Below are 22,380 nucleotides of genomic sequence, written 5' to 3'. Positions count from 1 at the left end.
CCACCCGTCCGGCCCGCGGACCACCGGGCCGCGGTCCCTGCGCAACGCCGGGATGCGGTCCCCGCGCAACGCCGGGATGCGGTCCCCGCGCAACGCCGGGATGCGGCCGTTCGGAGCAGTGCCCGCCACCCGTCCGGCCCGGGCCCCGCACGGGGCCGCAAGCCGTGCGGTGACCGGGCCCCGGCCGCGTCGTTGACCCGGTGCGATGTGCGGTAGCGTCGCCGACATCTCCCGAATGATGGTCAGAAACCACGATCAGCGGCCTGGTGCCCTCAGGATGGAGAGCGAAAACCGTCCGTCTCGATCCACCGGGGGATCTTCGTCATGCAACCGCGGGTCTTCGCGATTCTCACCGCCTTCCTGCTGGGGGTGCTGGGCCTGGGGTCGGTGGCCGTCACCGACTGGACGCCCGCCCCGGCCACCGCCGCGACCGGCGCACCCGGGGCGCCCGCGCCCGGCAGCGCGGCGCCGCCCGCCGGCACCCCGGCCGCGGCGACGCCGACCGGCGACCCGGCGGTGTGGACCCGCAGCACGCTGCGGAACAAGGTGATGGCGGAGATGGAGCAGAGCGACCCCGGCGTCGCCCTGGCGGACCTCGACAAGATCACCAAGGAGAAGCCGTACACCGTGCGGTTCTGCCACCCGATCGCGCACGAGCTGGGCCACGCGGCGGTCAAGCGCTACAACGAGGACTTCCAGAAGGTCATCTCCTTCCCGCACGAGACCTGCGCGGCCGGCTACCTGCACGGCGCGGTCGAGGAGATGCTGAACGCCTCCAAGCAGCCCGAGGTGGACCTGCTCAAGCTGTGCGCGCCGGCCAACAAGGGCGCCTGCATCCACGGCGTCGGCCACGGCACCATGTTCGTCGCCAAGCAGGACGTCGCGGCGGCCCGCGCGCTGTGCAACAAGTTCCCCGGCGACACCAACAAGATCCGCTGCTCCGAGGGCCTCTTCATGCAGCTCTTCGGCCCGGACGAGGAGGACGAGAAGGCCAAGGCGAACCTGCCCGCCGACAAGATCGCCGCCGATCCGCTCTACCCCTGCCCCGAGCAGCCGGCGCTCTTCCAGTCCGCGTGCTTCTTCTACGCGCCCACCTTCTACCTCTCCTCGCACGACTACGCCAACCACCCCGAGGCCTTCGCCGACGCCCTCAAGTGGTGCCTCAACGGCAAGGCCGGCGGCGGGGTGACGGACTGCAGCCGCGGGGTCGGCTCGCGCACCATGAAGTACAACCTGGACCGCGAGGACTGGGCCGCCCAGCAGTGCGCGACGGCCGCCGACGCCTCCCAGCGCAAGGCCTGCGCGGAGGGCCTGGTCAGCTACTACACGGTGAACTACACCGACGGCGGGGCCGCCGGCCGGCTCTGCGCCAAGATCACCAACAAGGAGATCCAGGGCTACTGCCGCTCCGCCGCCGGGCTCTCCAGCACGCTGGACTGACGGCCCCGCCCGTCCGCCGAGGGGCCCGCGCCGTCCGCACCCGGGCGACGCGGGTCCCTCGGCACACGCACCGTAGGATCTGGTCATCCAGGTGCGCCGAGGACGCCGCGCCGTCAGGCCCCCCACCTGCTGGAGCCGCACCATGAGCCCCGCCTCCCCCGCCGTGCCGGACTCGTCCCCCACCCCTCCGGACGACTTCCGCACCGCCGCCCACGCCGCCGCCGACCTGGTCGCCGACTACCTCGCCGGGCTGCCCGGCCGCCCGGTCTGGCAGCCGATGGGCCCCGCCGACCGGACCTCGCTGCTGGAGGCCCCGCTGCCGGAGGACGGCGTCCCCCTCGCCGGGCTGCTCGACTTCGTCGGCACCCGGGTGATGCCCGCGCCGATGGGCAACGGCAACCCGCGCTTCTTCGGCTGGGTGAACTCCGCCCCGGCCCCCGCCGGGGTGCTCGCCACCCTGGCCGCCTCCGCGATGAACCCCAGCTCGGCCGGCGGCGACCACGCCGACGTCCACCTGGAGCGGGCCGTGGTGCGCTGGATCGCCGAACTGGTCGGGTTCCCGCACCCGGCCGGCGGCGGCCTGCTGACCTCCGGCACCTCGATGGCGACCATCGTCTGCCTGGCCGCCGCCCGGAACCGCGCCGCCCGCCGGGCCGGCTGGGACGTCCGCGAGGACGGCCTGGCGGGCATGCCCCCGCTGGTCGCGTACGCCACCGGGGAGACCCACTCCTGCGTCCGCAAGGCCGCCGAGCTGCTGGGCCTGGGCAGCAAGCACCTGCGGACCGTCCCCAGCGGCCCCGAGGGGCAGCTCGACACCGACGCGCTGCGCGCCGCGGTGGCCCGCGACCGCGCCGACGGCCTGCTGCCCTTCCTGGTGGTCGCCTCCGCCGGCACCGTCGGCACCGGCGCGGTGGACGCCTTCGACCCGATCGCCGACCTCTGCGCCGAGCAGGAGCTCTGGCTGCACGTGGACGGCGCCTACGGCGCCTTCGGCGTGCTCGACCCCGCGATCGCCCACCGCTACGCCGGCCTGGAGCGCGCGGACTCGCTGGCGCTGGACCCGCACAAGTGGCTGGGCGTCCCGGTGGACTGCGGCTGCGCCCTGGTCCGCGACACCGACGAGCTGCGCGGCACCTTCAGCCTGGTCCCCTCCTACCTGCGGGACGAGGCCGCGGGCTCGCTGGGCTGGTTCTCCGAGTACGGCATGGAGCAGACCCGGCCGTTCCGCTCGCTCAAGGTCTGGGCGACCATCGCGCACCGCGGCCGGCAGGGCATCTCGGACGACATCGCCCGCTGCACCGCGCTGGCCCGCCGACTCGGCGAGCTGGTCGAGGCCGACCCCGAGCTGGAGCTGCTCGCGCCGGTGCAGACCTCGATCGTGGCCTTCCGGCACCGCGCGGCGGGCCTGGACGAGGCCGCGGTGAACGCCGTCAACCGGGAGCTGCCGGTGGCGGTGCAGCTGCGCGGGCGGGTCTTCGTCACCGGAGCGCTGCTCGGCGGCCGCGAGATGCTGCGGGCCTGCCTGCTGAACGCGGCCACCACCGAGGACGACCTCGAACTGCTGCTGGCCGAAGTCCGCGCCGCCGCGGCCGGGCTGACGGAGCGTCCGGCCGGGGCCTGAATCCGGCCGGCGGCGGGGGAAAGCCCGTACGAATGGTTCGACGAGACATTAACCCACAGGTCACGGGGGATTCGTGATCGTGAAACACCGGCGCGGCAGCATCATGGCATGGACAACCTGACGAACGGCCGCTCCCTCACCCCGACGACCTCCCGCGCGCAGCGTCGCGGCGCCAGAATCCATCGCTGGCGCCGCGACACCGTCGAGCTGGCGGCGATCTTCCTCTCGGTCACCGCCGCCGACCTGGTGGCCAAGATCGTCGTGCACGGCCCGGACGGCCCGCTGGTGCTCGCCGCCTCGGCGAGCGCCCTGCTCGCCACGGCGCTGTTCCACACCTGGTGGGCCCACCGCCACCTGCACGGACCTCCGTCGCCGGACACCCCCGCGCCGCCCGGCGCCGAGGCGGACGGCGCGACCGGCCCGATGGACGAGTTCGAGCCGACCACGCTCTGGCGGGTGCGCACCACGGTCGAGGACTCCCCCGGCAGCCTGGCCCGGGTGTGCACGGCCTTCGCCGGGCAGCGGATCAACATCATCTCCATGCAGTCCCACCCGCTGCCCGCCGGGACGGTCGACGAGTTCTTCGTCCGCGCCCCGCTCTCGCTCACCCGCGCCGAACTGACCCGGACGGTCGCCTCGGCCGGCGGCCACGACATCTGGACCGACCCGGCCGACGCGCACGACCTGGTCGACGTCCCCACCCACGTGCTGGCCCTGGCGACCCGCACCGCGCTGGACGCCGCCGAGCTGCCGGTCGCCCTGCGGCAGCTGTTCGGCCAGTGCACGATCCGGCAGTTCCCCGGCGCCGGCAAGCGCGCCACCGCCGGGGTGGAGGGGCACGTGATGCGCCTGCCCGCGCCCTCGGGGGACCTGATCGAGCTGACCCGCCCGCACCTGCCGTTCACCCCGACCGAGTTCGCCCGGGCCCAGGCCCTGGTGAAGCTGGACACCCTGCTCGGGCCGCGGGTGCCGCGGGTCAAGGCCCACCTCACCCTGCCCGCCGGGGCCGACCTGACCGTGCGCCGGGCCGACGCCGGCGACAAGGAGGCCGCGCTGGCCATGCACGGGCGCTGCTCCACGGACACCCTGCGCAAGCGCTACCACGGCCCGGTGCGGGACGCCGAGCGCTACCTGGACCACCTGCTGGACGCCCGGCACGGCCAGACCCTCGCGGTGGAGGCCGCCGACGGCCGGATCGTCGCCCTCGGCCACCTGATGTGGGACGACGACAGCGCCGAGGTCGCCGTCCTGGTCGAGGACGGCTGGCAGCGCCGCGGGCTCGGGCTCGACCTGCTGCGGCGGATGTCCGCACTGGCCCTGGAGGCCGGCGTCGACACCGTCTACGCGATCACCCAGGCCTCCAACACCGGGCTGGTCGCCACCATGCGCAAGCTGGCGGCGCCGCTCGACTACCAGGTCGAGGAGGGCACCCTGGTGATCACCGCCCACCTGGCCGAGGCCACCGCCGAGCTGCCCGTCCCCTGGCCCGGCCGCCCCGGCCGCTGACACCGGGCACGCCCCGCGCCGAGCCCGTCCCGTCAGGCCCGATCCGGTCCCACCCGGTCCCGTCCCGACCCCGCAGCACCGCTCCGTACCCGGACGGCCCCTCCGCCGCCCCGCCCCCGCCGGGGGAGCGGGGCGGCGGTGCCGCGTCCGGCCCCGCCGGCGGCCGCCGACCGGTGACGCAGATCACCGCCCGGGGCGACCGGCCGCCCGACGCCCGCGAGGCCCGCCGGGGAACCGGCCGCCCGGCCCCGGCCGTCCTGCGGTACGACAAGAACTCCGCGTGCCGTCCGTGCACGGCCCGTCCGGAAGGCCGCTCCACGGGGCCCGCCGAGGGCCCGTCAGAGCTCCGTCCCGGCAATCCCGGCAGGCAGCGCGGGGTGCGGGACTCGGTGCCGGGGCGCGGAGTCGGTAGGCTGGCCCCGTCCCCGCCGCCCGACGGACCGTTAACCGGCCCCCGGGTGGTGCCGCAGCAAGGAGGAACCACTGAGCATGGCAGGCACCGAAACGGAGGCCACAGGCGCGCGCGACGGCTCGCTGCCCGCCCGCGCCAAGATCGCCGTCACCGCCGGCCGAGTGGCCGCCGCCGTCTCGCGCAAGGCCGGCCGCGGCAGCGGTTCGGTGATCGGCGGCAAGATCGCCCTCAGGCTCGACCCCGATCTGCTCGCCACTCTCGCCGACCACCTCGACGTCATCCTGGTCAGCGCGACCAACGGCAAGACCACCACCACCCGCCTGATCGCCGAGGCGCTGCGCGCCGCCGGCCCGGTGGTGTCCAACGCCCTCGGCGCCAACATGCCCGCCGGCATCACCTCCGCGCTGGCGGGCGGCTCGGACGCCAGGTTCGGCGTGATCGAGGTCGACGAGAAGTACCTGGCCGGCGTCGCCCGCGACACCCGCCCGAAGGCGATCGCACTGCTCAACCTCTCCCGCGACCAGCTGGACCGCGCGGCCGAGACCCGGATGATGGCCGAGAAGTGGCGCGAGGGCCTCAAGGACTCCGAGGCCGTGATCATCGCCAACGCGGACGACCCGCTGGTGACCTGGGCCGCGTCCTCCTGCAAGAAGGTGGTCTGGGTGGCCGCCGGACAGGCCTGGAAGGAGGACGCCTGGTCCTGCCCCGCCTGCGGCGGCGTGATGCAGCGCCCCGGGGACGACTGGTTCTGCCAGGACTGCGGCTTCCGCCGGCCCAACCCGCACTGGGCGCTGCAGGGCACCCACGTGGTGGACCCGCAGCGCGGCGCCTGGCCGATCCAGCTGCAGCTGCCCGGCCGGGCCAACCTCGCCAACGCCACCAGCTCGGCCGCGGTGGCGGCCGTCTTCGGGGTGGCCCCGCAGGTCGCCCTGGAGCGGATGCAGGCGGTGACGGCCGTGGCCGGCCGCTACGACGTGGTCCAGTACCAGGGCCGGGACATCCGGCTGCTGCTGGCGAAGAACCCGGCCGGCTGGCTGGAGACCTTCTCGCTGATCGACGGGCCGCCCACGCCGGTGATCCTCTCGGTCAACGCGATGGACGCCGACGGCACCGACACCTCGTGGCTCTGGGACGTCGACTACGAGCGGCTCTCCGGGCACCCGGTGTTCGTGATGGGCCAGCGCAAGCTGGACCTCGCGGTGCGCCTGGAGGTGGCCGGGCTGCAGTTCCACGTGGTGGACTCGCTGGAGCAGGCCGTCCGGATGGCACCCCCCGGGCGGATCGAGGCGATCGCCAACTACACCGCTTTCCAGCAGCTCAGGAAGGTCGTGGCGGGCTGATGACGACTCCAGGAACGCCCAACGGAAGGTCTTCGAGGATGAGTGAGAGCAGCCTGCGGCTGGTCTGGGTCTACCCGGACCTCCTCAGCACCTACGGCGACCGGGGCAACGCCCTGGTCGTGGAGCGCCGGGCCCGCCAGCGCGGCCTCAACGTGACCCGGATCGACGTCCGGTCCGACCAGTCGGTGCCCACCAGTGGTGACATCTATCTCATCGGCGGCGGTGAGGACCGCCCGCAGCGGCTGGCCGCCGAGCGGCTGCGCCAGGACACCGGGCTGGTCCGGGCCTCCGAGAACGGTGCGATCATCTTCTCGGTCTGCGCCGGGTACCAGATCCTCGGCCACGAGTTCATCAACGACCTCGGCGAGCGCGAGCCGGGCCTCGGCCTGCTCGACGTCTGGAGCACCCGCGGCGAGGGCGCCCGCAACGTCGGCGACGTGCTCGCCGACGTGGACCCGCGCCTCGGCCTGCCCCAGCTGACCGGCTTCGAGAACCACCAGGGCATCACCCACCTCGGCCAGGGCGTCTCGCCGCTGGCGACGGTGACCGTCGGCGGCGGCAACGGGACCGGCGACGGCACCGAGGGCGCCTGGCGGGACACCGTCTTCGGCACCTACCTGCACGGCCCGGTGATGGCCCGCAACCCCGCCGTCGCGGACATGCTGATCAAGCTGGCGCTGGACGTGAACGCCCTGCCGCCGGCCGACACCACCTGGTACGACGCACTGCGCGCCGAGCGGATCGCGGCCTCCCGCCAGCCGGCCTGAGACCGCCGTCACGCACCGGGTGCCCGCATCGCGGGCACCCGGTCCACAGATAATCGAATACGTACGACAATAGGAACGCTGGCCGCACACCCTCCTCGGCAGCCGGCTGCATTCCACGGCAGCGCCGACGGCGCCGCTGCCGTGTCGGTTCCTGTCCGGCCGGACACAGGGGCCCGCTATATGCTCGACCTCATGGTCGGATCCGAGCAGAAATGTTCGACCCGATCAGCGCTTCACCCGACGGCTACCTCCGCGCCACCCCGGCGCGGGATCGGACCGCTACGGTGTCGGCGTGGTCCCAGCCTGGTAGTCCGGCCGTTCCTCGGTTCTGCTCGGGAGTTGCAAAGCAATGCGTATTGGTGTGCTGACCAGCGGCGGTGACTGCCCCGGCCTGAACGCTGTGATCCGCTCAGTGGTCCACCGGGGGGTGGTCGACCACGGCGACGAGATCATCGGTTTCCAGGACGGCTGGCGCGGCCTTCTGGAGGGTGTCCACCGCCCCCTGACGCTCGACTCGGTGAGCGGAATCCTCGCCCAGGGCGGGACGATCCTCGGTTCTTCGCGGGTCCAGCCCAGCCACCTGCGCGACGGCGTCGAGCGCGCCAAGAAGTACTGCGAGGACCTCGGGATCGACGCGGTCATCCCGATCGGCGGCGAGGGCACCCTCAAGGCCGCCAAGCTGATGAGCGACGGCGGGCTCCCGGTGGTCGGCGTGCCGAAGACCATCGACAACGACATCGCCTGCACCGACGTCACCTTCGGCTTCGACACGGCCGTCTCGGTGGCCACCGACGCCCTCGACCGGCTGAAGACCACCGCCGAGTCGCACCAGCGCGTCATGGTGGTCGAGCTCATGGGCCGGCACACCGGCTGGATCGCCCTGCACGCGGGCATGGCCGCCGGCGCCCACGCCATCGTGGTTCCCGAGCGCCCCTTCCACATCGACCGGCTGACCGAGGTCGTCCGCGAGCGCTTCGACCGCAACAAGAAGTTCGCGATCGTGGTCTGCGCCGAGGGCGCCAAGCCCGAGCCCGGCACCATGCACTGGGAGGAGGGCGTCAAGGACATCTACGGCCACGAGCGCTTCACCGGTGTCGCCAACCAGCTCTCCCGCGAGTTGGAGCACCGCCTGGGCAAGGAGGCCAAGCCGGTCATCCTCGGCCACACCCAGCGCGGTGGCACTCCCACCGCCTACGACCGGGTGCTCGCCACCCGCTTCGGCTGGCACGCCGTCGAGGCCGTCCACAAGGGCGCCTTCGGCCACATCACCGCCCTCCAGGGCACCGACATCAACCTGGTGCCGCTGGCCGAGGCGGTCGCCGAGCTGAAGACCGTGCCGGCGGAGCGCTACCTGGAGGCCGAGACCGTCATCTGACGGAAGCCCCCGCCGCCCTGCCGCCGCGGCCCCCGGGTGACCCCCGGGGGCCCGCGGCCGTGCCGGGGCACGGAGCCCCGGCGGGCCGGTCAGAAGCCGGTGTCGTAGGTGTAGTGGCGGGTGTGGTCGAGCATGTCCGCCGGGGTGGTGTCGTTCCACGGCTTCATGGTCTCGCCGAGGTCCACCACGTTCGCGGTGCCCGCCGCCGGCAGGTAGCCCTGCCCGGGGTGGCGGCGCTGCCACTCGGCCCACAGCTTGTCGATGAAGCAGTGGTGCAGCCAGAACACCGGGTCGTTGGGCGACATCCCGGTGGTCATGTGACCGCCCACCCACACGTGCACCCGGTTGTGCAGGTTGACCCCGCGCCACCCCTCCAGGTTGTTGCGGAAGCCCTCCGAGGAGCTGTTCCAGGGCGCGGCGTCGTAGGCCTGGATCGCCAGCACGGACTCGGTCTCGGCCCGGGTCGGCAGCGCGGCGACCGCGCTGCCGAGCGAACGGCGCAGGTAGCTGCGGCTGTCCGGGCGCACGTTCAGGGTCCACCCGCCGGCCGCGAAGGCGAACGGGCCGGTGGTCACCTGGCCGTCGCTGCTGCGGCCGTTGCCGCCCAGGAACCCGGCGTCCCAGAGCGAGGCGGAGGCCGTCCGGTCGGCCGTCCAGTCCCAGTACGGCAGGGTGACGTTCGGGTCCACGCTCTGCAGGGCCTGCTCGAACTGCAGCAGGAACCTGCGGTGCCAGGGCAGGAAGGACGGCGACCGGTGGCCGACCCGCTCGCCGTTGTCGGTGTCGCTGATGATGAACGAGTTGTGCGTGCTGACGAAGGCGTCGTAGCGCCCGGCCCGCTTGAGCGCGAGCACGGCGTTGACGAAGTCCCGCTTCTCCTTGGCCGTCAGGCTCGCCTGGTTCTTACGGAATGCCATGAGTCCCCCTCGGTACGAATCGATGCGTTGACATGCGGAGCGGCGGACGTCAGGCGAGCGGGACGAGCGTGGCGCCCTGGAGCTCCTGCACGGCGGCGCGGGCGAGCGCACGCGGCGTGGGAAACGTCTGGTAGTGGTTGACGACGCTGATCCAGGTGCCGTCGGCGTTGCGCATCATGTGCAGCTCCTCGCCGTCGACCAGCACGGTGTAGCCGGCGGTGTGGTGGTGACCGCCGCCCTGCACCGGCCGGCCCTGGATCCGCCGCCCCTTGAAGACCTCGTCGAACTCGTCGGACGCCTCCGGGCCGGCCGCGGTGGCCTGCCCCCCGGCAGGCCCGGTGACGCCGAGCACGACCGTGCCGGCCGCCGCCGTCAGGGCGACGGCCGCGCCCTGCAGCATGCGTCGTCGCGTCAGTTCCGAGGCATGGGTGACCTGGGACATGGATGGACCCCCTCTTGCGCGCTCCCAGGGATGGCGGGACACGCGCGATGAACGTGCTTGATCACAGGCCGACGGAACGTCAGGTCCCGTCGACGGCGGCCCGGTTGACGGGCCGCGCCCGGCGGAGTTCATGATCGCTCCGCCTGTCCACATCCTCACAGGCCGTCCGGCGGCCGGGGAACGGCCGATCGGCGGGGTACCGGGGGTTGCCCTGGTTTCCGGACAATCGGCACCGAAGGGCCGAATGCCGATCCAGGGAAATTCTTCGGATTTTCCCGGACATCGGCCGGAGAATGTGATGATCTTGCGCTGAAAGGATCATCCCGTGAAGATCTTCCGGCGGGGGCGCGAAGCAGTGACGGCCCTCACCCGCCACGGATGGCGCGATGCCGCGTCCCGGGCCCGCGCGCCGCACGGCCGCCCCGCCACCGCGGGCCGTTAGCGTGACCGGTGGCACCAGACCACGACCGGAAGGTAGCGACCCCATGGAGATCCTCGCCTACGGCGTACAGGCCGACGAGCGGCCGCTGCTGGCCGCCGCCTTCGAGGGCCGCCACGCCCTGCGCGCCCTCGACGTGTTCCTCAACCACGACACCGCCCCGCTCGCCGTCGGCCACCCGGTGGTCAGCAGCAGCGTCAACGACGTCCTGGACGCCGAGACCCTCGGCGTCCTCGCCACGGGCGGCACCAAGCTGATCGCCCAGCGCTCCACCGGCTTCAACAACATCGACCTGGACGCCGCCGCCGAACTCGGCCTCACGGTGGCCCGGGTCTCCTACTACAGCCCCTACGCAGTCGCGTAGATCGTCAATACGTAGTGTAAGTACGACTCGCCCGGCAAGCCACACCCCATCATCCGTGGGCATCTCGGTAGCGTGAGGGGATGGAGATCCTCGCGTACGGCGTCCAACAAGACGAGCGGCCCCTACTGGAGCAGGCCTTCGCCCAACGGCACGCACTGCGCAGCCTGGCGGTCTTCCTCAACCGTGACACCGCGCCGCTCGCCGCCGGTCATCCGGTGGTCAGCAGTAGCGTCAACGACGTCCTGGATGCCGAGACGCTGGCTGTCCTCGCCGCGGGCGGCACCAAGCTGATCGCCCAGCGCTCCACCGGCTTCAACAACATCGACCTGGACGCCGCTGCCGAGCTCGGTCTCACGGTGGCTCGGGTCTCCTATTACAGCCCTTACGCGGTTGCTGAACACGCGTGGGCCCTGGCGCTGGCCGTGAACCGGCGGCTCACCCGCGCCGCCAACCGCTCGCGCGAGTTCGACTTCCGCCTCGACGGGCTGATGGGGCGCGACATCCACGGCATGACCGTCGGTGTGGTCGGCACCGGCAAGATCGGCGAGTGCTTCGCCCGGATCGCCCACGGCTTCGGCACCACCCTGCTCGGCTGGGACATCGCCCCCAACCCCAACTGCCTGGAACTCGGCATGACCTACGTCGAACGCGAGGACCTGCTCGCCCGCAGCGACCTCATCAGCCTCCACGTGCCCCTGCTGCCCGCCACCCACCACCTGATCGACGCCGAAGCCCTCGCCACCATGAAGAACGACGCCATCCTGGTGAACTCCAGCCGCGGCGGCCTCATCGACACCGCCGCCCTGGTCGAGACCCTACGCTCCGGCCGGCTCTCCGGAGTCGGCCTGGACGTCTACGAGGAGGAGACCGGCCTCTTCTTCTTCGACCGCTCCGTGGAGGGCATCGACGACGACGTCCTCGCCCGGCTGATGACCTTCCCGCAGGTACTGGTCACCTCCCACCAGGCGTACTTCACCCGCACCGCCGTCGGCCAGATCATCGACGCCACCGTCCGCAACATCCACGACTTCGAAGCCGGCCACACCAACGAGAACACCCTCGTCCCCAAAAACACGGACACCTGACCAGCCGCCGACCACCCGGACCGGGCCTGCACGAACCAGGGTCGTCGCAAATTCCCGTGATCTTGTGAGTGTGCTGGTCAGGCGAGGTGTGCCGGAGGTCGGCGGCGATGTTGCGGTCCCCGTGCTGCCGCAGCGTGCTGACCGCCAGGTTGCGCAGGGTCGCCATGTTCTCGGGGCCGTGGCCGGTGTGGATCTTCGGGGCGTCTTCAGCGAAGGTGGTGCCACGGACGAAGTGGAACCGGTTCTCAATAGTCCACTGCGATCTGGCGACCTGGCCGAGCCGTTGCGGTGAGGCCTGTTGCGAGGTCAGGTCAGTGATCGCGTAGACGGTCTGGCGGCTGACGGTGCCGGTCTGGAGGTCGGTGTGGGAGCGCAGGGATCCGTGCGGCCTGGACGGCGTGGGGGAAGTCGAGCCCAAGGTCGGTGACGGTGAGGGCTCTGGTCACGCGGGTCTCCCGACGGCCGTGGCCAGCCTCGCGGTCGTAGCGGCGTGCGGTGACGTCCTTCCGGGGCAGCGACCGCAGCCGGCGATGCAGTTCGGGCTGGTTAGCCTTGACCACCAACAGGTAGCGGGCCTCCTTCTCCTCGACCAGGAAGCGCACCTGGCCATGCTGGGTATGCAGGGCATCGGCCGTGACCGTGACTCCGTCAGGTCGTAAGACGCCAGCAGAGCGGTGAAGCAGATGATCTCGTTGGTCTTGTCGGGCACCCGCAGTTGGGTGATGGTCCGGCCGTCGCTGGTCATCACGGACAGCAGGTGGGCGGCGGGCGAGGTGCCGTGCCGGGAGCCGCGGGCGGCCTTGCCGTCCACGGCGATCGAGTCCGACCCCGCTGGATCGACGCCGGTCATGCTGGACCCGCTCCTGGCGCTGGCCGCTCTGGTCCGTCACGGGGGTATCCCGCAGACTGTCCGCGTCCTGGTGATCGACCAGTTCGCCCACCGGGGACCGGAGGATCTGCGGTTGCGGGTGGAGCGTCGCTGGTTCCAGCGGTACTCGCACCCGACGGGCCCCGAGATCGCGCAACGGGCCGACCACCTCGCCTACGACCTGCTCGCCCCTTCCGGGTGCGAGATGGCCCAGTGCGAGGACGGCTGGCTCCTGGACGACTCCGGTGGCTGCCATCGGTGCCGGACCCGACGGACCGTCGTCGACACCACACTGGTCGAGCCGTCCGCTGGACCGCGGTCCTCGCCCGGATACGTCACGGACGTGGTGGCGGCCATGCAGGCACAGCGCCGACGGACCCATGGGATGCCGCGCAGCGCCCGCAGCATCCCTCTCGCCAGGGGTCGGCGCCCCTACGAGCCGGCCCCGCCGGTGATGCGGGAAACCGAACCGGACTATTCGCCCGCGGAGCTGATCGAGTGGGCACGGCGCTTTGAGCATGACCGCGAGGTGCAGCGCCTGGCGGAGCAGAAGGCGCGGGCCGCCTCGGCGGCTCGCGCCACCGAGAAGGGGAAGCAGTCATGAGCCTGCACGTCAACGCCAACGAGGTCGTGGCGGTACTGCTGGCCGACGGCTGGTACGAAGCCAAGGCGGGCACCTTCACGGTGGGCGCGTTCGCCTTCGCCGGCGCGACGGACGGCAGTTCGGCCGACATCGCGGGACAGCCGGGCTTCCGGCTCACCACTCAGGAGGGCTCGGTCATCATGGGGCCGCTGTCTTCGGTCCTCGCCGTACGATGCGAGGCCGGGATGGACCAGGAGCGGACGCCGCTGCAAGAGCTCGCCTACCGGCTGGACGGACAGATCGTCACGGTGGACGGTGCCGAATCGGTCCGCTTCACCTACGCCGGCCAACAGTTCGAAGTGTGGCTGGGGGCGACGAAGTACGGGCTGCGATGGCTGTTCGCCGCAGCCGGCCACCGGGAGAGCGCCATCGACTACGGGTACGGCGAGAAGGACCCCGTCGACCAGGTCGCCCGGGCGGCCATGAGCGAGCTCAAAGCCGGCATGCACCCCGGCCCGACCCAAGCCCCGGAAGGCAGCGCTCCCACCAGCTGATCAGCAGCTGATGGACTCGCAGATCAGGGGTGTCACCAGAGCCCGCGAGGACAAAGAATGGCGACTTCAGACGCATTTCCCGTACGCTGCTCGGTTCTCGCCTGGGACCACAGGTCCGCAACTCGCCCACCGACTCGTCACTGTTGCTGGGATCCTGGGCCGCGCCACACCGGCTCGCAGTGGAGGACACCTTCACCGCGCACAGAGCCCTGCCACCGGCTGGACAGGGTCAGCCGGTGACCTGGTCGGTGACCCCCGCGACATGGTGGATGCCGATCTTCAGATCTGCGGACATCGCGGTGTAGTCGCCGCTAGTGCACTCCGTACCGGCCTTCTGCAGGTAGGTCAGGGACACGCTGCCGCTGCTCGCGGGGTTCGCGGTGGACCCGCCGCTGGCGGACCCGCATCCGGCAGTGGTGAGGATGGCGAGCAGGATGGTGACGGTAGCAGGCCGCATGGGAGCGCTACGGCAAGTCCCGCCCGGACAAGGTCGCGGGGTAACCTGCCCCGCTCACCCGGTGAACGGTACGGCCGTCGGGATCAGGGCGGCGGTCTGGCCCGCGCCTGGGCGCTCCGCCTCCCCCGACCAGCACTACGGAATCGCAGCTGGACGGTCGCACCCTGGCGCACCTCGTCGGATGTTCCCGAAACAGGCGACAAGGACTTCTCGATCGTCTGCTACTCCCTGCGCCCGCCGGGTCGGGTCCCTGGGGAAGAGGATCTGGGAAGCAGCGTCGACTGCTCCCCGCGCCCGCGGGGATGGTCCTCCATACCCGACTTCACCATTACACGTCCGACTCCGCCTCCAATGCGAAGCTATGACCACACTCGGCATCGCCCTCGATCGCCCCTGACACACGCGCCAGCGTCGGCGGACACCACCTGGTGTCCGCCGACGTTGCCGTCAGCGACTGCCGTTAAGCCGAAACGGGCCCCTGTAGGTGACACCTACAGGACCGCAAATCTTCGGATGCGTGGCAGGCTGGAAACCTAAATCGGCTCGCCTGCTACTCCGCTAAATCCAACGAGGCCATTCTTCTTCGCCATATCAAGAATATCCGGGAGATAGTCCAATTGGCGAACCGAAAGGGTCAGAAGGACGTACTTGGCTGCATCATCCGGCTCCTCTTCCAGGTCGAACTGGGACGGCTCCATAACGCCGTCCACATCAGGCCATCTAGTCAGCAATTCCTCCCTGAAGCGCAATACGTCAGGGCTCACGACGAGGTCGCTGGTGTCACCGTCGGCAAGGTTGTCGAAAACTTCCTCCGGGTCCCCGATACAGCGCTTCCAGAATCCAAAGTCGCTACTCACTGGCCATCCTCTCAGGTTAAGGGTTGCAGATTGGACACTCTGTACCGCGACGGACGACTGAGGTTTCAAATCCGTACGTCTTCGCTAGCCACTCATCCTTCCTCCGCTGACCCTTCGTGTAGTTCGATTTATTCACCTTCACCTCATAAAGGTGAAGGTTGCCGTCTGGATTCCTGACCGCGATATCCACTTGACGCACGCCGTAGGGGGTCCAGAATTCGAGTCCGTTCCCGTAGCTTTCACTATAGATATCAGACTTGTTGTAGAACTTCTCAAACGTCTCCGTCATTTCATCGACACCGGCAGCACCCCGGGCCTTATCATGCGTTCGCATACCGCAGTTGCTGCTGTTGTGAACGAGAACCGGAGTCTCGCCTGCCAACACATAGTACGCGTGGAAGTCGGTGACCGTGAGGTTGTAGGTAAGGACCTGTCGATGGTAATTGTGAACTCCCCTGATGGCGACTGCCCCTCCGTCAGGCTGTCGCAGCTCTTCACCAATCTGGAGTGAGCTGGCCTCTGTCCATCGCTCAGCAGTGAGGCTCCAGAAGGGGTGGTGCCAGGTGGTCGTGAGAGTCGCCCCTGGAGCCGGCCCTGTGGCCGTGGGGTCTTGACTGTCACCGAAGGACAGGTCGGTGAAGTCTTCGTCATCAGGTGTTGTAATGACGGCTGTCACGGTCTTCGCAGCCGAGACGCCTGTCTGGGGGTCAGTAGCTAGGACGTTGTCGCCTACCTGGACTTGATCAATCGGCTTCGAGTCACCGTTTGTCATCACTACGGGAGTGTTGGCGACGAAGCTGTCGCACAAGCGTGAGAGAGCCCCTTCAGAGAGGCCCATGAGCTCTCCGGGGCGGCCTCCCCGGGCTGCCACACCGGCCATTGAGCCGGCGACTGAATTGGCGGTCTTCTCCATCGGGGAGTTTCCGAAGGGCGTGCTGAGGGGGTCACCAACGGCATTGGTCCCGAGCATCTGGCCTATGAGGCCGCAGTCGATGAAGAGGCAGTAGTTGGCGCGGAAGAAGTCGGCTTCCTCCTCAGTAGCGCCGAATTCCCACATCTGCAGGGCGGCCCAGTCGATGGTACTTGACCCCAAGTTGTACTTCCGGATCACACGAGTGAATTCTTTATCAGAGGCGACACGGTCTACGTCTTGATGCTGGGCCTTTTCTGCGGTCGCCAGAAAGGAGATCATGGTGCGCGTTTCGATGCTGCTGTCAGCCTCGAGCGGGTCCTCGTATTCGGGATTCGAGCGGACCTTGTTCACGGTTTGCTGGAGTTGCTGAGTGTTTCCTGCGGTGACGCCCGTTTCCGGGTCGTAGGCTATGAGGCCGCTGGGGTCGCTGAGGTTGACGGGGTTGTTGTTGCTGTAGGCGTAGCCGTTCCACTGCTGGGGGCTGGCCGGGTCGAGTAGTGGGTCGGGGTTGAGGAAGCGTCCGGTGGTGGGTTGGTATTCACGGGCGCCGAGGTTGGTGAGGCCGGTGGCGTCGTCCTTGGTGCCGCCGACGTAGCCGTGGTCGCCGGCCCAGGTGGTGGGCTGGGTGCCGCGGGGGTTGCCGAAGGGGTCGTTGGTGCGGCGGCTTTCGGTGAGGGTGGTGGCGTCCAGGGCGAGGGTGCCGGTGCCGTGGTGGTCGTTGATCTGGTAGGTGGCTTTGCCGCCTTGGCGGACGAGGGTGATGCCGCCGGGGATCTGGTAGTAGCGGGTGCCGGTGACCGTCTGTGCCGCCGTGTCGTAGACGAGTTCGTCGCCGCCGAGGGTGATGGTGGTTTTGCCGGGGTCGCGGCGGATGAGTTGGTTGCCGGTGGCGTCGTAGAGGTAGGTGGTGGGTCCGGCGCTGCCGGTCTTGGTGTAGGTGGCGAGTTTGCCTTCGGGGTTCCAGGTGAGGGTTGCGGTGCCGGAGGTGTCGGTGACGGCGGTGGTGTTGCCCGCGGTGTCGTACTGGGAGGTGGAGCCGAGCGTGGCGGTGGGGGTGGTGGTGGTAGAGGCGGTCAGGGCGTGCGGGCCGCCGGTGCCGCCGGTCTGCGGGTTGGGCAGTGCGGTGTTGACGGTGCCGGCGGGCGGGAACGTCTGGTTGACGGTGGTGTCCTTGGTGGGGTCACCGGAGGGGTCGTGCTCGACGAGCTGCTTGCGGTTGCCGGTCAGATCGTAGGTGTAGCTCTGCCAGTAGGGGGCCGGGCCGCCGACGGTGGTCCGCGCCGGGATCTGGGCGCCGCTGGTGGGGGTGGTGTTGGTGCAGGAGCCCTGGTTGCCGACGGTCGGCTGCGGGGCCAGGGTGAGGGTGCCGGTGTCGGACCAGGCGGTGGTGAGGCGTCCGAGGTAGTCGTAGCCGAAGCACTGCAGGTCGGTGACACCGGGCGTGTTGTCCGGGATGCTTCGGATCGCGGTGATCTGCCCGGAGGCGTTGTAGGCGTAGGTGTTCTGCTGGACCGCTCCCGTGGCGGCGGTCTGCTTGTCGACGTACTGCGACAAGGGGCGGCCGGTGGACTCGTCGTAGGTGTTGGTGACGACGATCTGGGTGCCCCACGGGTTCATCGTGGAGCGGATGTTGCGGCCGTAGGCGTCCCAGTTGGAGGAGGTGTCGTAGGTCGTCGCGGCGGTGCCGAACGAGCTCAGCGGACCGTACTTGTCGTACTTGTAGTCGATGCTCTCGGCGGCGATGTCACCGACCGCTGAGCGGTAGTCGGAGGTGAGAGCGCCGGTGATGGCGTTGTAGGTGGCCTGATAGGTGTAGGTGAAGGGTGTGCTGGAGCCGATCTCGGAGCCCGGGATCGTGACGGTGCTCGTGGTGGGCCGATAGGCAGTGTCGTAGGTGAGGACCGCGCTGGTGTAGGCGGATCCGCCCATGCCCCCGACGTAGCGGGTGGTGGTGGCAGGCTGACCCTTGAGAACCGTGTCGTAGGTGAAGCCGGTCAGCTGGTTGGCGGCGGCAACGGAGCCGGTGTAGGTGCCGGTGGGCCGGCCGAGCAGGTCGTAGGTGAAGGCGATGCTCTGGTTGCGGGCGTCGGTGCTGGAGGTCAGGCGCCCTGCCGTGTCGTACGTCCGGATACTGGTTCCGGTGTCGGGGTCGGTTGAGGTGATCTCGCGTCCGCGCAGGTCGTAGCCGTGGGTCCAGGTGTTGCCGGCCGCGTCCTTCTGCGTGGCGACCTGGCCGTCCGCGGTGTAGGTGTAGGTGGTCACGTCCGCGTCGGCCGGGTTGCCGGTGGCGGTGGGTGTCTTGTACTGCCACAGCTGGGTGGTGCGGCCGCGCGCGTCGACGACGGTCGAGGACGCGGTGCTGCCGGCCGGCGGGTTGGAGTCGGTGCGGTCCGCGCCGGGGTAGGCGACGGTGCTGCTGCTCTGCACGACGCCGTAGGCGAGGAACTCAGTGGTTGTTGTGCGTCCGAGGCCGTCGTAGACGGTGTGTGACTGGGCCGGGACCTGCTGTGTGGTGGTCTGGTAGAGCGTGCTGCTGGGCGGCGCGTCGTTGTTGTACCAGCTGGCGTTGGAGCGCATCGCGCGCCCGTGCGAGTCGTACCCGACGTCGGAGATCATGCGGCCGGTGTAGGCAGAGAGCGCCGGGCTCGCCTGCGTCTGGATCGCCCGCCCCGTACCGTCCATGATCTGGATGCTGACCGCGTACGAGCCGTTGGCCCGCAGTGAGGAGGAGGTGACACTCGGCGGTACGACAGTGCCGTTGACCGTGCCGGGGAGGGCGTAGGCGAACGTCTGGTTCGCGCTCTGCGGCTTGGCGCGGCCAGGAAGCCAGACGCCGGTGAGTCGGCCTGCGGCGTCGTAGGCCGTGGTGGTCACCCGGTTGTTGGCGTCGGTCACCGAAATGGGCAGCGAACGCGCGGTGTCGAAGGTCGTGACCGTGGTGCGCCCGGTCAGGACGTCGGCGGCTCCAGCCGGGGCCGGGGTGGTGACGGTGGTGCTGCTCGGCAGTTCACCCGCCTGTACCGCCGTGTAGCTGGTGGTGATGGTGGCGCCGCTCGGGTGGGCGCTGTCGGTAGTGGTCGGGTCGGTGGCGCTGGTGGGCCGACCGTAGGTGTCGAAGCCTGCGGTCATGGTGGAGAACTGCGGTGTGCCGCCTGTGTCAAAGCGGTCGAGCACCAGCACGGAGGTGGGGTTGTGCGCCGTACCGAGCTGGCCGAAGACCTGACCGTCGAAGTACGTGCGGGACCAGGCGCTGGTGTTGGTGGCGGTAGGCGTGGCCGTGCACGCGTTCGCGCCGTTGACGACGACCTGCTCGGAGGCGATCCCGAGGACCTGGGGGTCCGAGCCGGCCGCGTAGCCGGTCCGGGTGCAGAGGTCGGGCAGGCCGTCGGCCCTGTCCAGTGAGGTGCTGACGCGATTTCCGTGGGCCGGGTCGGTGGTTGTGGTCTTGCTGGCAGCACGCCAGGTGCCGTCGGTCTTCAACGACTTTGATGTGGCCGTCGAGCTGGTGGCCGCGTAGCGGGCGATGAGGGCGGGGTAGGTACCCCGGTTGTGGGTGGCGGTGGTGACCGGCGTGCTGGAAGTGTTGACGACGTAGGCCGTGATGGTGCCGCCGGCCTGGGTGTAGGTGTCGCTCTCCAGGGTTTGTCCGGCGAGCCAGTCGGAGTCGGTGACCGCCCCGCTCATGGGGCCTGCGACGGTGGCGTTGCGGGTGCCGGTCGAGGTGATGTCGCCGTTCATGCCTTGGTGGAACGTGGTGCTCTTCTGCGACTTGGGGCTGCCATCCTGGCCGCTGCCGACGACGCTGGTGACGCTGGCGTAGCCGCGGAATTGGGCCCAGGTGCGGTCCATGTCCTGGGTGAGCGAGGAGTCGTCGCGGTGCCAGGCGGCGCTTCCGTAGCTGTAGGCGGTTGTCATCGGTACCGCGCCCGGGGTGTTCGGGTTGCTGGTGACGGTGCTGACCGGGTAGCGCAGGAACCAGTCGTCGACCGGCTGGGCGCCCGCCTGCTCGTTGGGCTGGTGCCATTTGACGTTGAAGCAGGAGCGGGTGTCGGTGTCGGCGGAGGCTGGCATGACGCCGTTGACGCGGGAGCAGTCGGCCGGCTTGTAGTCGACCCCGATGGTGCCGCCCGTCTCCGTGGTGATCAGCTGGATGCGGGGGCGGTTGTACTCGGGACGTGAGGGCACCAGATTGGTGCCGTCGACCCGGTTGCGCAGCAGCATCGCGGTGAAGGACACCGCCGGGAGCGGGACCGCGTTGGGGGATGCCTGCGTGTCGCTGCCCGTGCGCTGGACAGAGGAGAGCCAGGGGACCTGAGTGTTCTCACTGGAGTTCTGGACGTTGATGAAGGTGTGGTTCAGGGCATAGGAGTCGACGTTCTGGTAGGCGCCGTTGACCCGAACCTTGGTGGTCACGGACGTCAGCCACTTGGTGGTCCAGAAGGAAGGCCCGTAGTTGGTGCACGCGGCGCCGGCGTTGCACTGCTGGTCGAGTGGGACGTCGGGCCAGTTGCCCGCGTTGGCGCTGGTGCGCTGTGCGGGGTCGCAGGCGGCGGGGGAGGTGACGCAGCGCTCGGAGACGGCGAAGTCGATCTTCGCGGCGGGGTTGTAGGCGCCGTTGGCGTTCAGCTGGTCGGAGAGCAGCTGGCCGTAGCCGATGGACTGCAGGACGCTGGCGCGGGTGTAGGAGGAGGAGCTGCCGGTGCCGTTGTTCTGGCCACCGCCACGGGAGTAGAAGTTCGCCTCGGGGGTGTAGGCGTAGGTGGTGAGATTGCCGTGCGGGTCGACGACGTAGTCGAGGTTCCAGCGCCACGCCGTCTGGCACCAGGAAGCCTTCCCCTTGGCCCCGTCGTAGCACGGGTCTCCGGCATTGGGCGAGTAGACGGGGACAGTCAAGGCGGAGCCGCTGTCGGGGCCCTTGGTGGTGGGGTTGCCGGAGGCGTCGGGCAGGTGGTTGAGGCCGAAGTAGAAGACCGTGCCGCCGGTGTCGGTGACCTTGATGTACGAGCCGTTCCAGGTGCCGTTGGTGGCGCCGGTCAGGAACTGCACCTTGGTCGCGTCGTCGTCCTTCAGGCGCCAGGTGCAGTTGGACTGCTCGGTGGCACCCGGGGGACTTGCCTGGCAGGAGGAGTCGTCCTGCACCAGTTCGCCGGAGTGCCCGGCCAGCGACAGGCTCAGGTTCGCGCCCGCCCAGCACTGGTCGCCGGAGTTGGCAATACCATCCCTGGAGCATGGCTGGTAGGAGCGCTCGATGAAGCCCGTCGAGTAGTCCCAGCCGTCTCCGATCCACGACGCCTGGGAATTGGTGGACGACGTCTTGCCGTCCACCGACGCCGAGTCATAGGACAAGCTCACCTGCGGTGCGGAGCCTGCCAGGGCCGGCGGAGCCTGGATGGGGTAGGAGTAGGAAAAGGCGCCGGAGGAGCTACCGGCGGTCCACGCCTGGGACGGATTCAGCGACGTCGCCGCGTAGGTGCCCCCACCGCTGGAGGAACCCGACACCGCGGCGAGGACCGTCGCGGAGGATGTCGCGCCGGCAGCCGACAGCGACTGGATCTGCGTCTTCGCCGGTCTACCGCTCGCGGGCAGCGCCACGTCCGCGACCAGCTTCTTCGACGCCACGTCGAAGTGCGAGGCGACGGGGGTCTGCTCCAGGCAGCCCGGCACCTGGGGCGTCGTCAGGGAGCAGGCCGGCAGGGTGACGAGCCGCGCACGGGCGGCCCAGTCGGCGCCGTAGCCGGTGCCGAGTTTGGCGGTGTCGATGCTGACCCGGACGCTCGCGGTGTCTGCCGTCCCGTCACGGGACAGCAGCACTACCGGACCGGGAAGACCCGCGGCGCCCGCCGCTTTGGCGTCGGCCATGTCGACCTGGACGCTCTGGCCGGCGGCCGAGGATCCGGCGAGTGGGGCGAGGGAGACGGGCAGTCCTGCGGCGCCCACCTCGGATCCTGCCTCGGTGGCTTCCCCCGCGACCGGTGCCTTGGCCGCGGCTGCCGGGGCGGAGCCGAGCTTCACGGAGGCGTGGCCGGTGGGGGTGGCAGTGGGCTTGATGTCTTTCGGCGGCTGCCAGGTCGGCGGCACCGGGTAGGTCGGCTTCACAGCCGGAACGCCTGCGGTGTTGGAGCCCTTCACTGACGGGGTGCGCGGTAGCGCGGTATTCGGCGGTGCCCACTTGCGCGAGTAGTCCGGGCCGGCGGCGACGGCGACGGACACCGGTGCCAGCAAAGACCCGATCACGGCGGCGGCGATAACGACTGCCAATCGTCCCTTTAGATGCCCGAGAGCCCCTCGGACAGAACCGGCATTTCTCAGCAATAGCACTTAACAACCCCCTCATGGGCGGGCATAGGCCCAGCCCAAAGATCCGCAAACAAACGGGTCAGAGCCTAGTCCTCCCACATTGTTGCAGGTCAACAGCCAGTACCAACTGCTGGTCGTGATGC

15 protein-coding genes and 1 pseudogene are annotated in these 22,380 nt (G+C 70.0%); 10 read left to right on the top strand and 6 right to left on the bottom strand.

Annotated features, from left to right (window positions below; all coding sequences use genetic code 11):
- The first annotated feature begins 324 nt into the window (after positions 1 to 324).
- The 6 genes from IE329_RS11630 to IE329_RS11605 all read left to right on the top strand — a co-directional run bounded on the left by IE329_RS11630 (position 325) and on the right by IE329_RS11605 (position 8,461).
- Positions 325 to 1,440 carry a hypothetical protein gene (locus tag IE329_RS11630; protein WP_190210779.1) on the top strand — a complete coding sequence of 372 codons (1,116 nt, stop codon included), beginning with the start codon at positions 325 to 327 and terminating at the stop codon, positions 1,438 to 1,440.
- Between the two features lie 142 nt (positions 1,441 to 1,582).
- Positions 1,583 to 3,061, top strand: a complete 1,479-nt coding sequence (locus IE329_RS11625) for a pyridoxal phosphate-dependent decarboxylase family protein (RefSeq protein WP_190210778.1) — start codon at positions 1,583 to 1,585, stop codon at positions 3,059 to 3,061.
- A 108-nt stretch (positions 3,062 to 3,169) separates the two neighbouring features.
- A complete protein-coding gene (locus IE329_RS11620) occupies positions 3,170 to 4,567 on the top strand; it encodes a GNAT family N-acetyltransferase (protein WP_190210777.1) in 1,398 nt (465 codons plus the stop codon).
- A gap of 489 nt (positions 4,568 to 5,056) precedes the next feature.
- Positions 5,057 to 6,319, top strand: coding sequence for a MurT ligase domain-containing protein (locus IE329_RS11615; protein WP_073927005.1), 1,263 nt, complete (start codon positions 5,057 to 5,059; stop codon positions 6,317 to 6,319).
- Positions 6,320 to 6,357: 38 nt separating this feature from the next.
- Positions 6,358 to 7,086, top strand: a complete 729-nt coding sequence (locus IE329_RS11610) for a type 1 glutamine amidotransferase (RefSeq protein WP_073927006.1) — start codon at positions 6,358 to 6,360, stop codon at positions 7,084 to 7,086.
- A gap of 349 nt (positions 7,087 to 7,435) precedes the next feature.
- Positions 7,436 to 8,461, top strand: a complete 1,026-nt coding sequence (locus IE329_RS11605; protein WP_073927007.1) for a 6-phosphofructokinase — start codon at positions 7,436 to 7,438, stop codon at positions 8,459 to 8,461.
- Between the two features lie 89 nt (positions 8,462 to 8,550).
- Here the strand turns inward: IE329_RS11605 and melC2 are convergent, their stop codons facing one another.
- Together melC2 and melC1 are read right to left on the bottom strand one after the other, a co-directional pair.
- Entirely contained in the window at positions 8,551 to 9,378 is an 828-nt protein-coding gene (gene melC2, locus IE329_RS11600; RefSeq protein WP_190210776.1) for a tyrosinase MelC2, read from the bottom strand.
- A 49-nt stretch (positions 9,379 to 9,427) separates the two neighbouring features.
- Positions 9,428 to 9,820, bottom strand: coding sequence for an apotyrosinase chaperone MelC1 (gene melC1, locus IE329_RS11595; RefSeq protein ID WP_190210775.1), 393 nt, complete (start codon positions 9,818 to 9,820; stop codon positions 9,428 to 9,430).
- Positions 9,821 to 10,305: 485 nt separating this feature from the next.
- Here melC1 and IE329_RS11590 point away from each other — a divergent pair.
- Both IE329_RS11590 and IE329_RS11585 read left to right on the top strand, forming a co-directional pair.
- Positions 10,306 to 10,620 (top strand): annotated as a pseudogene (locus IE329_RS11590) (2-hydroxyacid dehydrogenase); the annotation flags it as partial.
- An 83-nt stretch (positions 10,621 to 10,703) separates the two neighbouring features.
- Positions 10,704 to 11,708, top strand: a complete 1,005-nt coding sequence (locus tag IE329_RS11585) for a 2-hydroxyacid dehydrogenase (protein WP_190210774.1) — start codon at positions 10,704 to 10,706, stop codon at positions 11,706 to 11,708.
- A gap of 311 nt (positions 11,709 to 12,019) precedes the next feature.
- On the opposite strand, the gene IE329_RS11575 is transcribed toward IE329_RS11585, so the two are convergent.
- Positions 12,020 to 12,310, bottom strand: coding sequence for a hypothetical protein (locus IE329_RS11575; protein ID WP_190210812.1), 291 nt, complete (start codon positions 12,308 to 12,310; stop codon positions 12,020 to 12,022).
- A 72-nt stretch (positions 12,311 to 12,382) separates the two neighbouring features.
- On the opposite strand from IE329_RS11575, the gene IE329_RS11570 reads away from it, so the two are divergent.
- Together IE329_RS11570 and IE329_RS11565 are read left to right on the top strand one after the other, a co-directional pair.
- Complete coding sequence (locus tag IE329_RS11570) at positions 12,383 to 13,180, top strand: hypothetical protein (RefSeq protein WP_190210772.1); 798 nt, start codon at positions 12,383 to 12,385, stop codon at positions 13,178 to 13,180.
- Positions 13,177 to 13,713, top strand: coding sequence for a hypothetical protein (locus tag IE329_RS11565; RefSeq protein ID WP_190210771.1), 537 nt, complete (start codon positions 13,177 to 13,179; stop codon positions 13,711 to 13,713). The genes IE329_RS11570 and IE329_RS11565 overlap by 4 nt, the downstream gene beginning before the upstream one ends.
- Positions 13,714 to 13,942: 229 nt before the next feature.
- Here the strand turns inward: IE329_RS11565 and IE329_RS11560 are convergent, their stop codons facing one another.
- The 3 genes from IE329_RS11560 to IE329_RS41470 form a co-directional block, all read right to left on the bottom strand.
- A complete protein-coding gene (locus IE329_RS11560; protein WP_190210770.1) occupies positions 13,943 to 14,170 on the bottom strand; it encodes a hypothetical protein in 228 nt (75 codons plus the stop codon).
- A gap of 533 nt (positions 14,171 to 14,703) precedes the next feature.
- The gene (locus IE329_RS11555; RefSeq protein WP_190210769.1) at positions 14,704 to 15,027 is read right to left on the bottom strand and encodes a hypothetical protein; all 324 of its coding nucleotides are present in this window, start codon (positions 15,025 to 15,027) and stop codon (positions 14,704 to 14,706) included.
- 16 nt (positions 15,028 to 15,043) lie between these two features.
- Positions 15,044 to 22,198, bottom strand: coding sequence for an RHS repeat-associated core domain-containing protein (locus tag IE329_RS41470; RefSeq protein ID WP_190210768.1), 7,155 nt, complete (start codon positions 22,196 to 22,198; stop codon positions 15,044 to 15,046).
- Between the last annotated feature and the right edge of the window lie 182 nt (positions 22,199 to 22,380).

Source organism: Kitasatospora indigofera (genome assembly GCF_014655955.1).
Classification (GTDB): Bacteria; Actinomycetota; Actinomycetes; order Streptomycetales; family Streptomycetaceae; genus Kitasatospora; species Kitasatospora indigofera.
Note: the sequence above shows the minus strand (reverse complement) of the source record. Positions and strands in the feature narration are given on the sequence as shown.